The 14,157-nt window shown below is 67.3% G+C and carries 15 protein-coding genes; 7 read left to right on the forward strand and 8 right to left on the reverse strand.

From position 1 onward, the window contains the following. Window positions 1-115: 115 nt before the first annotated feature. On the reverse strand, window positions 116-1,264 hold the full coding sequence (locus D5084_RS05550; protein ID WP_128514522.1) for a helix-turn-helix domain-containing protein: 1,149 nt from the start codon (window positions 1,262-1,264) through the stop codon (window positions 116-118). Between the two features lie 165 nt (window positions 1,265-1,429). Here D5084_RS05550 and D5084_RS05555 point away from each other — a divergent pair, with 165 nt between their 5' ends. The 7 genes from D5084_RS05555 to D5084_RS05585 all read left to right on the forward strand — a co-directional run bounded on the left by D5084_RS05555 (window position 1,430) and on the right by D5084_RS05585 (window position 5,312). After that, the gene (locus D5084_RS05555) at window positions 1,430-1,834 is read left to right on the forward strand and encodes a DUF6173 family protein (protein WP_128514523.1); all 405 of its coding nucleotides are present in this window, start codon (window positions 1,430-1,432) and stop codon (window positions 1,832-1,834) included. 94 nt (window positions 1,835-1,928) lie between these two features. Beyond that, window positions 1,929-2,078: an aa3-type cytochrome c oxidase subunit IV gene (locus D5084_RS05560; RefSeq protein WP_128514524.1), complete on the forward strand. Its 150-nt coding sequence runs from the start codon at window positions 1,929-1,931 to the stop codon at window positions 2,076-2,078. 14 nt (window positions 2,079-2,092) lie between these two features. Continuing rightward, window positions 2,093-2,710 carry a hypothetical protein gene (locus D5084_RS05565; protein ID WP_354001214.1) on the forward strand — a complete coding sequence of 206 codons (618 nt, stop codon included), beginning with the start codon at window positions 2,093-2,095 and terminating at the stop codon, window positions 2,708-2,710. Window positions 2,711-2,784: 74 nt separating this feature from the next. Further along, window positions 2,785-3,375, forward strand: coding sequence for a molybdenum cofactor guanylyltransferase MobA (gene mobA, locus D5084_RS05570; protein WP_128514912.1), 591 nt, complete (start codon window positions 2,785-2,787; stop codon window positions 3,373-3,375). Next, complete coding sequence (gene mobB, locus D5084_RS05575) at window positions 3,372-3,863, forward strand: molybdopterin-guanine dinucleotide biosynthesis protein B (protein ID WP_128514525.1); 492 nt, start codon at window positions 3,372-3,374, stop codon at window positions 3,861-3,863. The genes mobA and mobB overlap by 4 nt, the downstream gene beginning before the upstream one ends. Next, window positions 3,856-4,722, forward strand: coding sequence for a molybdopterin guanine dinucleotide synthesis (locus D5084_RS05580; RefSeq protein ID WP_128514526.1), 867 nt, complete (start codon window positions 3,856-3,858; stop codon window positions 4,720-4,722). Before mobB ends, D5084_RS05580 begins: the two co-directional genes overlap by 8 nt. Continuing rightward, the gene (locus D5084_RS05585; RefSeq protein ID WP_128514527.1) at window positions 4,713-5,312 is read left to right on the forward strand and encodes a GNAT family N-acetyltransferase; all 600 of its coding nucleotides are present in this window, start codon (window positions 4,713-4,715) and stop codon (window positions 5,310-5,312) included. The genes D5084_RS05580 and D5084_RS05585 overlap by 10 nt, the downstream gene beginning before the upstream one ends. 297 nt (window positions 5,313-5,609) lie before the next feature. On the opposite strand, the gene D5084_RS05590 is transcribed toward D5084_RS05585, so the two are convergent. The 7 genes from D5084_RS05590 to D5084_RS05620 form a co-directional block, all read right to left on the reverse strand. Next, window positions 5,610-5,834, reverse strand: a complete 225-nt coding sequence (locus D5084_RS05590; protein ID WP_128514528.1) for a hypothetical protein — start codon at window positions 5,832-5,834, stop codon at window positions 5,610-5,612. Window positions 5,835-5,965: 131 nt separating this feature from the next. Further along, window positions 5,966-7,411 carry an aldehyde dehydrogenase family protein gene (locus D5084_RS05595; protein WP_128514529.1) on the reverse strand — a complete coding sequence of 482 codons (1,446 nt, stop codon included), beginning with the start codon at window positions 7,409-7,411 and terminating at the stop codon, window positions 5,966-5,968. Between the two features lie 105 nt (window positions 7,412-7,516). Then, window positions 7,517-8,560, reverse strand: a complete 1,044-nt coding sequence (locus tag D5084_RS05600; RefSeq protein ID WP_128514530.1) for a serine protease — start codon at window positions 8,558-8,560, stop codon at window positions 7,517-7,519. Then, entirely contained in the window at window positions 8,561-10,510 is a 1,950-nt protein-coding gene (locus tag D5084_RS05605; protein WP_162302384.1) for a caspase family protein, read from the reverse strand. It abuts the gene before it with no gap. 159 nt (window positions 10,511-10,669) lie between these two features. Next, the gene (locus tag D5084_RS05610) at window positions 10,670-12,094 is read right to left on the reverse strand and encodes a patatin-like phospholipase family protein (protein WP_128514532.1); all 1,425 of its coding nucleotides are present in this window, start codon (window positions 12,092-12,094) and stop codon (window positions 10,670-10,672) included. A 15-nt stretch (window positions 12,095-12,109) separates the two neighbouring features. Next, entirely contained in the window at window positions 12,110-13,471 is a 1,362-nt protein-coding gene (locus D5084_RS05615; protein WP_128514533.1) for a sensor histidine kinase, read from the reverse strand. Then, window positions 13,468-14,151 carry a response regulator transcription factor gene (locus tag D5084_RS05620; protein WP_238382538.1) on the reverse strand — a complete coding sequence of 228 codons (684 nt, stop codon included), beginning with the start codon at window positions 14,149-14,151 and terminating at the stop codon, window positions 13,468-13,470. Before D5084_RS05620 ends, D5084_RS05615 begins: the two co-directional genes overlap by 4 nt. Between the last annotated feature and the right edge of the window lie 6 nt (window positions 14,152-14,157).

Raw genomic sequence — 14,157 nt, forward strand, 5'->3', positions numbered from 1 at the left:
CCTGTCGTTTCAGCCCGGAAATGGGCTGCCGCGCGGCCATGCCACAGGTTTCACGCGCGCGCGTCCGGACGGGCAGGCCCGGACAGTCCGGCGACCTGACGGGACGGATAGGACGTCAGCCCAGGCGGCGCATTCCGGTCGGTGATGTGTCGCGGTGCTTTCGGATCGCAGCGTTGAACGTCGACCGCGAGTTAAAGCCGACCTCGAAGGCGATGTTCGTGACCGGGGTATCGGTCTTGCGCAACAGCCGCTCGGCCTCTTCGACGCGGAAGCCGTTCACGAAGTCGAAGAAGCTGACACCCAGATGGTCGTTCAGCGTCTGCGAGACATAGTTGGGGCTTGCGCCCACGGCGTCGGACAGGCCGCGCAGCGAAAGGTTGGGGTCACGGTGCAGCGCCTGGCTGCGCATCACCTGCACCATCCGTTCGGCAAGCCTTTGCATCCGCTCGGGATCCAGAGCCGAACGCGCGTATTTCTCGGCCACTTGCGGGGCCGACGGGGCGGGCAGGTCGGCCTCTTGCAACGCCGGGCGCTGGCGGAGGCCGAAATGCGCGAGGAGGCCGGCCACGAGCAGGGTGATCGCGCCATTCACTGTCGCCGGCCAGCCGCCACCCAGTTGCGGGACCTGTTCGAAGAGCCCCTGCACCGCCACCCAGCCCGCGGCCGCAACGATCAGGATCATCACCCCACGCAGCCAGCCCATGCTTCTGTCCTCGATGGAGGAGAACAGCCCGCTGAGCCGCCTGAGGTTGTCGTCCAGCGCCCGCCATGAGGCGACCAGAAAGCCGAGGAGCAACAGCAGATAGCTGATCCGCATCACCCAGGCGACGACTCCGGCCACCAGAGCCTGATCTGCGTCGGTGATCGGGGTGCCCAGCTGAAGGTCGATCCGGGTCTGCGGAGGCAGGATCAGGAAGGCCGACAGGAGTGCCATCCCCAAGGCCAGCGAGCCCCCGAGGCTGCCTGCGATCCGCCGCGTCGTGGGGGCCTTTCCGGTCGCGGTCAGGATGTAAAGGTAGATCGCCGGGCCATAAAGGATGGTCAGAAGAAGTTCCAGCGCGCAGATCCAGCTGGCCTGCGGGGCGTGGCGCCACAGCTCGTCAAGGGTGACAAGACTGTCAAACGCCGCGATCCCCAGGAACAGCGCAAGCGCCCAGGCCAGAGACCGCTTCATGCGGTCGGCCAGAAGCTCGACCGCGCCGAAGAGCGCGATGGCAAGCCCGGCCGACCGGAGCGTGAAGGTGAGCATCGTACTGTCGATCAAGGCATGCGTTCCGGCGTTCGAACGGTCGTCTGGTCACTTCCGCTGAGGCTGCGTACTCCCGGGCGGTCGACCGGGCAAGTCAGGCAAGCCGACCCGCGATTGCACCTCTTGCAGGTCGGAACGGTTTCGCGCCTTGTGTCGTTAAAGTTCCATAGGACGGGCACCATGGTGAAGGCAGACGAGAAGACCCCCGCACGGAAAGCCGTCGCCAGCAAGGCGCCAGTCCGGCCGAAAAGCCCCGCAGAATGGGCGCACGACCGGCTGGTGGCCTGTATCCGCCAGTTCGAGGCCACGCTGGATGCGAAACAGGAAATCGCGATGGGCTTTGCCTCGGACGACTCCGGCGTCATTCGGATCGAGGGTCTGGGCTATTTCGACCCGGACATCATCACCTTCTACGGCCGCGACGAAAACGGGGCAAAGACCCAGCTGATCCAGCATGTGACGCAGCTGTCTGTGACCTTGCGCGCGGTGCCGAAAGAGACCGAGGCCGAGCCCCCGCGCCGGATCGGCTTTCAACTGGACGCGGGATGGCTTGGCGGCGATTCCGGCGACGGCTCGGCAGGATGAACTGCCGGGCCAGCTGGACTGCGACGCACCCGTGACAGGCCGTGGAGAATCCGGTATCAGGCAGTCAAACGCCGGTTTTCAAGGGAACGCGACCATGGCCGATCATCACAATGCAGACCACGTTCATGGCACGATGGACATCCGTGCGCACGAAAAGACCTTTGAGGGCTTCGTCCGCATGGCGGTCTGGGTGGCCTGCATCGTGATCGGCGTCCTGATCTTCATGGGCCTGGTCAACGCCTGACCGACAGCCGTTCCGTGGGTCGCCTGATTCGTGCTGTCTTCGGACTTGTGATCGCCCTGGCGCTTGCCGCCTGCGGGGCCGAGCCGAAATGGGCGCCGCAAGAGCAGGTCGATGCCGCCCGGTTCGTTTCGCAGGAACCGCCGTCGATCACGCTTTACACGGTGGTCAACACCCGCACCGGGTCGGGGGCGCATTCGGCGATCCTGGTCAATGCGTCCGAACGCGTCATCTTCGACCCGGCGGGCACCTGGTATCATCCGAAACTGCCGGAACGGAACGATGTGCATTTCGGCATGACCGACAAGGCGGTGGCCTTCTACCTCGATTACCACACCCGCATCACCTACAACACGATCGAGCAGAAGATCTACGTCTCGCCTGAAACAGCCGAACTGGTGCTGGAACGGGTCAAGGCCTATGGCGCGGTGCCCAAGGCGATGTGTACGCAAGCGACATCGTCAGTCCTTCGCGGGGTGCCTGGATTCGAAAGCCTGCCGCAGACCTTTTACCCCAAGAAGCTGTCCGAGGCCTTCGGCCGTCTGCCCGGCGTCACGACGCGGGTCATCACCGACGACGACGCCGACGACAACCACGGCGTGCTTCTGGTGCAGCGCGACGGGACCCCGCTTTAGGCGGGCGGCGCTTGCTTGAACCGGGCGCGGGATGCGGTAGGGTGCCCGCCGAAGACAGCGGAAAGGCGGGCAGGTTGCGCATCTTCGGGGTGATCCTGGCGGGTGGGGAGGGCCGACGGATGGGCGGGGTGGACAAGGCCCTGGTGCCCTTGGCCGGCCGCCCGCTGATCGCCCATGTCCTTGACCGGCTGGAGCCTCAGGTGGAGCGGGTGCTGATCTCGGCCAATGGCGATCCTGCGCGCTTTGCGGGATTCGGCTGTAGCGTTCTGCCCGATGCCCGCCCGCAAGGACCGCTGTCGGGGGTGCTTGCGGCCCTGACCCTTGCCGCCGAACTGGGCGCGACCCATGTCGTCTCGACCCCGGTGGACACTCCGTTCCTGCCCGGCGACCTGGTGCCGCACTTGCTGCTGGCTGCCGAAAACGCGCCCGAGGGCCTTGCCATTGCGTCGGACGAGACAGGCGATCATCCCGCAACCGCGCTCTGGCCCCTTGGCCTTGCCCCCGCACTGGCCGAATTCCTTGGCTCGGGCGAAGCGCGCGTGCTGCGCTTTGCCGAGGCCCACCACGCCGCCCGCGCCCGCTTTCCCGATGCGCGTGCCTTTCGGAACCTGAACACACCCGACGACCTTGCCGCCGCCGAGGCCCTGATCCGGGGGACGGCATGAAGGTCTATGGCGTGATGGGCTGGAAGAATTCGGGCAAGACCAGCCTGATGGAACGGCTGGTGAGCGAGATCACCGGGCGGGGGTTTTCGGTATCCACGGTCAAGCATGTCCACCACGACGTCGATCTGGATCAGCCGGGAAAGGACACGTTCCGTCACCGCGCCGCCGGAGCGCGTGAGGTCGTGCTGGCCTCTGCCGACCGACTGGCGATTCTGGTGGAGCATCGGGGACCCGAGCCGGAACTTCCCGCCGTGCTGGCCCGCCTCGCCCCGGTCGATCTTGTGCTTGTCGAGGGTTACAAGCGCGATGCCCATCCCAAGGTAGAAGTCTGGCGCGCGGAGACGGGTCAGCCGCTGATCCAGCCCGGCGATCCGCTGGTGCGCGCGGTGGCGACGGATGCTGCGCTGTCCCTGCCGGTGCCGGTGCTGGACCTGAACGACACGCAGGCCGTCGCCGATTTCATCCTGCGCGAGGTGGGGCTTGTTTGACCGGGTGATCGTGGTCGACTGGTCGGCAGCGAACCTGCCCACCAGCCCGACCTATCGGGCCAACGCCGTCTGGGTCGGCTGCCACGACTCCGAGGGCGGGGCCGAATGGCACCACCGCACACGCGCCGCCGCCGAGGCGCAGCTTGCAACGCTGATCGACACCGCACAAGCCAATGGGATGCGGGTCCTGATCGGCTTCGACTTCGCGATGGGCTACCCCGCAGGCTTTGCCGCCCGGCTGACCGGCCAGGCGCGCGCCGAGGCCGTCTGGCGCTGGCTGGATGCGGCGATCACCGATGTGGACAACCGCAACAACCGCTTCGAGGTCGCAACCCGCATCAACGCCGCCTTCCCGGAAGGCCCCGGTCCGTTCTGGAGCCACCCACGCGGGCAAAGCTGGCCCGGCCTGCCCTTTCGCCGCGCGGGCATCGACTATGCCATGCTGAGCCTGTCGGAGACCCGCCTGGCCGAGGCCGCCGTGCCCCGTGCGAAAAGCCCCTGGATGCTGTTCAACCCAGGCTCGGTCGGCTCGCAAAGCCTGCTCGGCCTGCCGATGATCCATCGGCTGTCGCAGCGGCCCGGCGTCGCCGTCTGGCCCTTCGCAGCGCCCGACGCGCCCATCGTGCTGGCCGAGGTCTACCCTTCGCTGATCGCAGGGCCGGTGGCGATGCTTGCCAATGCCGGGGGGCTGACTGCCGACCAGGCCCAGGTGCGGCTCTTGTCGCGGGCCTTGTATCGGCTGGCGCAGCGGGGGCACCTGGCCCCCTTGTTCGAAGCCCCTCCGGAAGCGGTCGAAGAGGGCTGGATCCTCGGCGCCGGGCACGCCCCCCACCTTGCCGAGGCGCTGACATGGGCGTGACCATCTTCCGCGGCCTGCATCCCCAGCTCCGCCCACAGGCGGCGCGGCTGTATTGGGAGGCATTCGGGGGCAAACTGGGGCGGGTCCTCGGGCCGGACGACCGGGCGCTGCGGTTCTTCGAACGGGTGATCCGGGGGGATCTCTGTTTCTCGGCGGTGGGCGATGGTGGAGAGCTGATCGGGATCGCGGGTTACAAGACCCCGGCTGGCAGCTTTGCCGGCGGGACCTGGGAGGACCTGACCCAGGTCTACGGCCGGGTCGGTGGGCGGTTGCGCGGCAGTGTTCTCTGGGCCTTGGGGCGCGATGTCGACAACGACCGCTTTCTGATCGACGGGATCTGCGTTGCCAGCGCGCACCGGGGCAAGGGGGTGGGGTCGATGCTGCTGCGTGCCCTTTATCAGGAGGCCGCAGAGCGGGGGTATGGGTCGGTCAGGCTGGACGTGGTCCAGGAGAACTTCCGCGCCCGGGCCTTGTACGAGAGGCAGGGGTTCCGGGCGGTGCGGACCGATAGGCTGGGGGTCTTGCGGTTCCTGTTCGGATTCGCCTCCTCGACAGTGATGGTGCGGCCTCTGGCGGGACCTGGGGAGTAGCCGCCCGCGCGCGGGCACTTGTTCGATCCTTTCCAAATCAATGGGTTGTTTGCAGGTATCCGGCTCCAGACCCGGTAATAGACCAGGACGGAACCTTCCGGTAAAGCTGCGGGCGACAGCGCAGAAGAAGACGTGCGGGCAACAGTCGTCGCGGGCCTGCGGTCCGGGCGGCGTCCGGCCGCGGCGGGACTGGTGCCCGGATTTGATCAGCTGGATCAAGCCATGCCAGCGCGGGCGTATCCCACGGTGTTTCAATGCCTTCCCATGGCCAGTCGCCGCCTTGGCCCCCGTCGGCGATCAACCCTGCAGCGACGGGCAGGCTGGGTAACCCTTCCGCTGCACGGGTTCGGCCACGATCATCGCCGCAGTGCCGCGGGCGCGATCCAGAAGATACTTGCCGAAAGGCGGCCCCGGCATCCCCTGATCCGACATGTTGGCGGTGTGGGCGCCAAAGACGATGCGGTTTCGCAGCGCATGGTCGCAGAGTTTCATGGGGAAAATCAGGCGGGGATGCCGGGTCATCCGGGCCTCCGTTTGCCCGCATGACGGCGTCTCTCGACACCTGTGTCACGTTTTCTGGGGTCGCCGGAATTCTCAAGAATTCCGGACCGGAGCCTTCATAGGCTCCGATGCGATTTCTTTGAAGAAATCGCCTACTCCGCCGCCAGGTCCCAGCCCGAGATCGCCTTGACCTCCAGGAACTCCTCGATCCCCCAGACGCCCCCCTCGCGTGCCCGGCCCGATGCCTTCACGCCCCCGAATGGCGCCCCGGCCCCGCGAGACTTTCCGTTCATTTCGACCATCCCGGCGCGAAGCTGGCGTGCCAACCGGTTCCGCCGCGCGCCGTCCGCCGACTGGACATAGTTCGTAAGCCCGTAGGGCGTGTCATTGGCGATCCGCACCGCTTCCTCTTCGCTGTCGAAGGGGATCATGCACAGCACCGGCCCAAAGATCTCTTCGCGTTCGATGGTCATGCCGGGCTTCACATCGGCGAACACGGTCGGCCGGACATAGTAGCCCTTGTTCATCCCCTCTGGCAGCCCAAGACCCCCGGCGACCAGACGGGCGCCCTCGTCGATGCCCTTCTGGATGTAGCCCTGGATCTGCTCCCACTGACGCTTGTTCACCACCGGCCCGATATGGTTGCCGGGTTCGCTTGCGGGGCCGACCTTGATGCCATTGGCGACCTCGACCGCGATCTCCACCGCGCGGTCGTAGACGCTGCGTTCCACCAGCATCCGGCTCGGCGCGTTGCAGGACTGGCCCGAGTTGTTCATCATGTGCCGCACGCCACGCTCCACGGCCCGCGCATCGGCGTCGGCGAAGACCAGGTTCGCCCCTTTGCCCCCCAGTTCCAGCGTGACCCGCTTCAGGGTCTCGGCCGCCGCCTTCGAGATCGCCCGTCCGGCCCGTGTGCTGCCGGTAAAGCTGATCATCTCCACATCCGGGTGGCTGGAAAGCCGCGTCCCCACCCCCGCGCCGTCGCCGTTCACCAGGTTGAACACGCCCGGCGGAACCCCGGCGTCATGGCAGAATTCTGCAAAAAGCATCGAGGACAGCGGCGATTCCTCGGACGGTTTCAGCACACAAGTGCAACCGGCCAGCAGGGCAGGGATCACCTTCAGCGTCACCTGGTTCATCGGCCAGTTCCACGGCGTGATGAGACCGACCACGCCGATCGGCTCCAGCGCGATCATCGTGTCGGGCGCATGTGGACCCAATGGCCGGATCCACTCAATATGGTCGAAGGCCTTGAGGAAGTTCTTCAGATGCCATGGCAGGCATTCCGCCTGATCGTTGCGGCTCATGTCGATGGGCGCACCCATTTCCAGGCTGATCGCCTGCGCCATCTCTTCCTTGCGCTGATAGTACTGTTCCAGGATGCCTTCGACGGCCTTGCGGCGCACCGCCGGATCGGTCGCCGCCCAGGCCGGGAAGGCCGCCTTGGCCGCCGCTACGGCGCGGTCGGTATCAGCGTCGGACCCCAACGAGATCACCGCGCAGGGCTCCTCGGTCGAGGGGTCGATGACCGGGCAATCCCGTGCCACCAGCGGCGCGACCCATTGCCCGTCGATGTAGAACTCACGCCTGGCGATCATGCTGCAGCCTCCACGGGGATCAGATTTGATCATATCCTGACAGGTGCGGACAGAACCCACAAGGCCGCCCGCCCCAGTGGAGGCAGCAGGGACAGACCGGCCCCCCTACGGATTCGCCGCGATCACCTCGTTCAGCCAGGGGACGAATTTCGAAATGTCGGTGTAGGCCGAAAAGAGAGCCGTCTCCTCGCAGCCGCGGCCCGTGGTGGCAGAGAGGCCCCAGCTGACGATTCCCGCCTGGATGTAGCCGCCGCCCTCCACCGGGACGACCAGCGGGCCGCCGGAATCGCCGTTGCAAGAGGTCTTGCCGCCTTCGAAGGTGCCCGAGCAGATCATGTTTTCGGACACGGCATCGGGGGCGCGGGCCATCAGCTCGTCCCAGATCGCGTAGGCGTCCTCATCCGCGACACCAAGGGTCTGGACGGCGTAGCCGAAGCCTTCGGCGGCGTCCTGGGCCTTGGCTTCCAGCATGGCAGTGTTGCAAAGCGCGCGGTCGAGGACCTGGATCCGGGCCTGGCGGAGTTGGGGGGATGGTTGTGCGCCCTCGGTCAGGCCCCAGCCTGTGACGATGGTGGTGACGCCCTGCCGGTTCAGAAGGTCGCCGTATTCGGCGTCGGGGACCTCGATGGTCTGGTAGGCGACCTGCGGCGCACGGGCCAGTTTGATGAGGGCGATGTCGTAGTCGAACTGGGTGCCGGAGTAGGAGGGATGGCGAAAGATCGCTTCGGTCGGGATCAGCTCGCCCGAGCCGGGGGTCAGGGTGTTGGTGCCGACGAGGATGGAGACCTCTTCGGGCTTCAGGTCGGCGAAGCTGCCATCGCTCTGGGGCATGTGGATGCAGTGGGCGGCGGTGAGCACCCAGCGGTCCATCACCAGCGAGCCGCCACAGAATTGCGCATCAGTTCCGACAGGGGCACCACCGACAAGGAGCGCGACCTGCCAGGGCCAGGCGCCCTCGGCCGCGACTTCGCCGCCGATGACCTTGGCCCCGGCCTCGGTGGCCTGTGCGGCGCGGACGGCCTTGGCGCCGGACTTGGCGTAGAGGTAGGGCGAGGCGGTGGCGGGGTTCGGAGGGCTGAACGGTTTGTCCTCGGCCAAGAGGGGTGTGGCGAAGAAGGTCAAGGCAAGGGCGGAGAGCAGGCGGAACATTCAGTTCTCCATCATGGTTGCCGGCGCGGCGGGGAGGCCGGGGGTCAGGCGGATGATCTGGCGAAGCATGGTCAGGGGAGCAGGTTTCGTGGAGAAGCCGCGAGAGGTGGCGCCGGGGTCGAGACGGGCCTCCAACCAGGCGGTCATCGGGTCCGCCGGCGCGGCGCGGGTTTTATCGGGGCTGGCGAGGCGGGTAAGGTCGGCGCGAGGGGCGTCGGGGGAGGCGGGGACGGCGAGCGTCCAGATTTCCTCGATTCCCCCGGTGCTGCCGGGTTCGATCATCAGGCCGACTCGGGTGGTTTCACCTGGGGCAAGGCGGTTTGACAGGTTCCGGGTGGGGTAGATCGGCTGCACGCGGAAATCGGCTGTGAAGTAGAGGACCGAGACATCCTGGGCAGTGCCGGAGGTGTTGGTGATGGTAAGCCAGAGCTGATCGCAGGGGGCGACGGGCTGGGCGGGGTTGAAGGGTGTGGCGGGGCCGGTCTGGTCGCAGGTCAGGGCGGCGCGGCGTTCGGTTGCCACGGAGAGGGGGGCCTTGCCGGTGAGACTGCGACCGGTGGCCCCGGCGAGGGTCTTGCGAAGGGCGAGGCCGTGGGCGGCTTCGGCCAGGGTGCGGTCGACAGCCTCGGCTTCGGTTTCTCCGGGTTCACGGCGGATGCGGGGGGTAGAGCCGGGTCCCTGCGGGTCAAGGGTGCCGTCGGCGTTGGCAAGGGCGATGGCTCCGTCGGTGAGAATGGGGACGAGGTCGGGGGTGTCTCCGGGGGTCGGAAGGGCAGCGGTCCATGCGCTGTAGTCGCGGCTGTCTGCGGGGTCGGCGAGGACGGGGGCGGCAAGGGTCAGGATCGCGGGGGGTGGGGCGGAGGTGACTTCGGCCCATCTGGCGTCATCTGGGGCGGTAAGCCTCGCGCTGCGGGCGGTGACATTCGTGAGGGTGGCGGTGGCGAGGGGGGTGCCGCCGGTGGGGGTGGTGTAGAGCGCAAGCTCGGTGCCCTCGGTCAGGCCTTCAAGAAGGCCGGCGGAGAGGTGGCCGTCCTCGACGGGGAAGCGTCGGGTGGTGGGTCCGGTGCCGAAGACCCTTGCCGTCAGAAGTGGGCCTTCGCCGTCGGGCATCTGCCTGGCGGGGCCCTGGACCATGGCTTCGGTGGTGGCAGACAGGACCTGCGCCCAGCTGGCGTCCTGCGTGTCGCGCAGGGTTTGCGCAAGCCGCAGGGTGAATTCGCCGTGCCAGGTGCCGTCGGTCATCGGATATTCGAAAGAGCGCTGGTCGGACTGCGAGGAGTACAGGAAGACGAAATCCCCCGTCAGCGGGGGCGCAGGGCTGCCTTGAACGGGGGTGACGTCGGCAGGAATGCCGAGTTGGGCTTCGTCGATGACCTTGGCGACCCCCTGCCCGCCCACGGCGCGGAAGCCGGTGGCGGAGTGGCAGGCGTCGATCAGCGCGATGACCTGGATGCCTTTGGCCAGGGTTTGTTGTGCCCAGATTTGCAGATCGTCGTCGCTGAGGGCGTTCTCGACACTGCCGATCGCGCCCTTCCAGCCGCTGGCGTCGGCAGGCAGGAGGAGTTCATCGTAACCGCCGCCCTCGTCGCCAGAAAGGTCCGGGGCCTGGGCACCGTGGCCGGAGAAGGTGAAGACGATGGTGTCGCCTTCGGCTGAGGCCAAAGTGGCGGCCGCGAGGGCGTTCAGGATCGCGTCGCGGGTAGGTCGGGCAGTTCCGGCTCCGTCCGCGAGGCCGGTGGGGTCGGAGGTGAGGACGGTCATGTTCGTCGGCAAGACGCCGCGCAGAGCAAGGGTCTCGGCCATCAGCCGGGCATCATTGGCGGGGCCTCTGAGGTCGGCATCGAGACTGAGGTAGTCCGAGACGCCGACGATCACCGCACGGATTTCGGCATGGGCGGGCGCGGCCAGAAGGGCCAGGGTCACGGAAAGGAAGAAGAGCCGCGCACGCATGGTCGGCAGATTACGCCTGCCGCGGAACGGGGCAAGTGGGGCGCTGCGCGTGACGGGATTTGTCATCAGCCCGACCAGGGTGCCGCCCTTGTCCATTCCCTGCCGACCGTGGGGATGGAAGGCGCCCGGGACGGGCGGTGGTCTGCAACGCCCGACGGGTCAGTTCAGCGGCGTCACGCGGCGGCCTCCGGCGGCGATGCCAGACTGGATGCGGGCATCGACGGGATTGGCTTTGAGGGAAGCGAGGAAGCCGTTGAACTCGGGCGTTGCGCGGGTGGCAAGGCGACCGGCCTTGATGACCATGTCGACTTGTTCGGGCCTGAGTTTGAGGCGGGTCGGGACGGCGTCGAGCTGGTCGCGGAGGTCGGTCGGCAGAGCAGAGGAGCTGACTTCGCCGACGAAGAGTTTCACGTCCTTGCAGTCCCAGCCTTGCGTCGTGCCGCGCAATTGCCGGACGTCCGACAACGGCAAGGAGCAGCGCCAGTCGATAAGCTCGGATTCCCAGAGCCGCAACTCGCCGCGCATCGAATCGTAGCCGGAGCGGGAGGCCGCGGCCATGGCTGAGGTTGCGATCGACATGGCGAGGTTGACGCCTCCCGGTCCCTGAACCTTTCTAGTCCAGTCATAGTCGCGGCTGACCCCGGCGTTGGCGACGAGGAAGAGCATGCGTTTCAGCTTGACGGCCTCTTCGGCGGTGAGAGGGGCGTAGGGGACCTGGGCGCGGGCGCGTTCGACCGCAAGGCCAGTGGTGCCGAAGTTGTCGGTGATGCCGCCGTCCAGGAGTTTGACGAACTTCACCTCATCGGGGTTGGTGTAGCTTTCCAAAGCCCGGGCGTGGGCGCGCATGGCGGCTGTGGCCTCGGGGTTGTAGCGGGCGGCGGTCAGCCAGTCAGGTTCGCGGTAGCTGCATTTGCCTTGATGGGCCTGCAGCACGATGGGGGTAAAGACCAGGGGGTAGGCGGCGGAGGCAGCGACGGCCTCGGAGAGTTTGACCTTCGAAAGGTCGGAGCAGAGGGCGTCGAAAGTTTCGGGAGAGAAGAGGAACGGCGTGTTGTTCGCCATGTCGGTGGCGTTGATCCAGGTCTTGATGCCGGTACGGCGGAGGTCAGCGAAGGTGGCGCCTTTGAACAGTGTCTCGTCAAGGGTGCGGCCGAAGGTGTCGCGGCCGTTGACCCCACCGGCGATGCCCTTGGCGATGGTCAGGGGGTTGAGGGCCGAGGTGGTCATCCGGGCCTCGCCGTCGGTGGTCAGGAACGCCTCGCGGAAGCCCTGCATCCCTTGCGGGCCTCTGAGGCCGAGCTGCGCGGCCATGACCGAGCCGCCGGAGACGCCGGAGACGAGGCGGACATTGTCGAGGAGGCCGTTCGGGGTGCCGGTTTGTACGGTCTGGAGTTCCTGGAGCATCCCGTAGGCGAAGGCCGTGGCGCGCATGCCGCCGCCGGAAAAGGCGAGGCCGATGTAGAGGTCGTCACCGGGGGCTGCGTCGGTGAGGGGGGCGTTCTCTCCCTGAAGGGGTTGGTTCTGCGGCTGGTTCCAGGGCGCGCAGCCGAGAAGGATCAGGAGGGAGAGAAGGGCGCGGCGCATCGAGGCTCCTGACGGTCAATCCGATTGCTGCAGCCTGGGCCAGCGGATTTCAAGGGCGAAACCCTTGTCGGTGGGTGGAAGGGTCAGGCGTGCACCATGGCGGGCGGCGATGGCGCGGACGAGGGCAAGGCCGAGGCCGTGGCCCGGGGTGGCGCGGTCACGCTCGGCGCGCGTGAAGCGGTCGAAGGCCTCGGGTTTGAGCGCGTCGGGAAGGCCGGGGCCGGTGTCGGCGACGCGCATCAGGATACGGTCGTCTTGGGGGGTGAGGTCGAGGGTGAGGTGGTCGCCAGCGGCACAGTATTTGATGGCGTTGTCGAGGAGGTTCGACAGGACCTGGGCGATCAGGTTGCGGTCGCCGAGGATGGTGAGGCCCGGGGTGATCCGGGCTTGTGCGATGAGACCCTTGTCCTCAAGCAGGGGGTCGTAGAGGTCCCAGACCTCGGACGCGGTGGCGGAGAGGTCGACGGGGACAAGACCACCGCCGGTGCCCTGGTCGGCCTCGGCGCGGCTGATGTCGAGGAGGCTGTCGAACATGCGGATCGCCTGACGCATCTCGGCCTTCAGATCGGCGGCAAGGTCGGATTGGCCCTCGATCTTGCTCAGCTTCTGGAGCATCCGGTTGAGAGGGGTGCGCAGTTCGTGGGCGATGGTGTCCGAGAGGCGGTGGGTGGCGCGGTTCAGGTTCTCGATCCGGTCAAGCATGGCGTGGACGTGGGTTTCGAGGAGGCCGAATTCGTCATCCGAGCGGGGGCCGGGAAGACGGGCGTCCAAGGCGCCATCGGCGACGCGGTCGGCAAGCATGTTGATCCGGTTGATCCGGGTCATGACCAAGCGGGCGGCCAGTCCGCCGACTAGCGCGCCCGCGACGAGGAGGGCGGCAAGGAGGGCGAGCATCCCGCGCTTCAGGGCGGCGAGGGTATCGTCGACGGGTTGGAGGCTGCGGGCGACGAGGAGGGGGAAGCCTCCGGGAAGTTCGCGCGCGACGGCGAGCCAGCGGGTTGCGCCTTCGGTGAAGATCGTGGCGTTGTCGCTGGTGAAGGTGTCACCCTTGGGGGCGAGGGTCCTTGGCCAGTCGGGACGGGTTCCGGCAAGGGCTGCGCCGGTCCGGTCCATGAGGAGGAGCATTTCGTCCCCCGTGGCCGCCGTGGCACGATAGTCGATGGCTTGCCGCAGCGCGATGATGCGGCGCTGGTCGTAAAGTGCGGCAAGGCCGTTCAGGTCGGCGGTGAGCAGGGTTTGCTGGGCCTGCATGAGGCGGGTCTCCACCAGCCGGTATTGCAGGGCCATGGCAGCGAGGGAGAGGAGGGTGACGGCCAGCGCCATGAGGGCGGCGAGGCGCAGGGTGGCGCGGGCGGCGATGGGCCTTGCGCTGCTCACGCGGGGAGGGGCGCAAAGATGTAGCCCTCGCCCCGGGCGGTCTGGATGGCGGTTGCTCCGGCGTCCTCCAGCTTGCGGCGCAGGCGGCCGACGTGGACGTCGACCACATTGGTGCCGGGGTCGAAGTGGAGATTCCAGACGTTTTCAAGGAGTTGCATCCGGGTCACCACCTGACCGGCGTTGCGGGCAAAGTAGGTGAGGAGGTCGAATTCCCTGGGGCTGATAGGGACATGGGCGCGACGGAAGTGGACAGTGCGGGCCTTGAGACGGATTTCAAGGTCGCCAAAGGCCATGAGGTCGTTGTCGAGGACCTGAATCGTGCCCCGGCGCAGAAGGGCGCGAAGGCGGGCGCGAAGCTCTTCGGGTTCGAAAGGTTTGGGAAGGTAGTCATCGGCGCCCTTCTCCAGACCTTCCACCCGGTTGGCAGCGCGGCCGAGGGCGGAGAGGATGAGGATCAGGGCGGTCGATCCCCCGGCGCGGATGCGGGCCATCGCGTCCACTCCGTCGCCTCCCGGGAGCATACGGTCAAGGACGATGACCTGGTATTGTGCGCTGGTGGCGGCCTCGATGCCCGAGGGGAGCGTGTCGCGGTGGTCGGTGGCGCAGCCCAGGGCCTCGGCCTCGGCGCGGATCGCGGCGGCGGTCTCGGGGTCGTCTTCGATGATCAGGATGCGGTCCATGTGCGA

This window comes from Tabrizicola thermarum (assembly GCF_003574395.1).
GTDB lineage: Bacteria > Pseudomonadota > Alphaproteobacteria > Rhodobacterales > Rhodobacteraceae > Tabrizicola > Tabrizicola thermarum.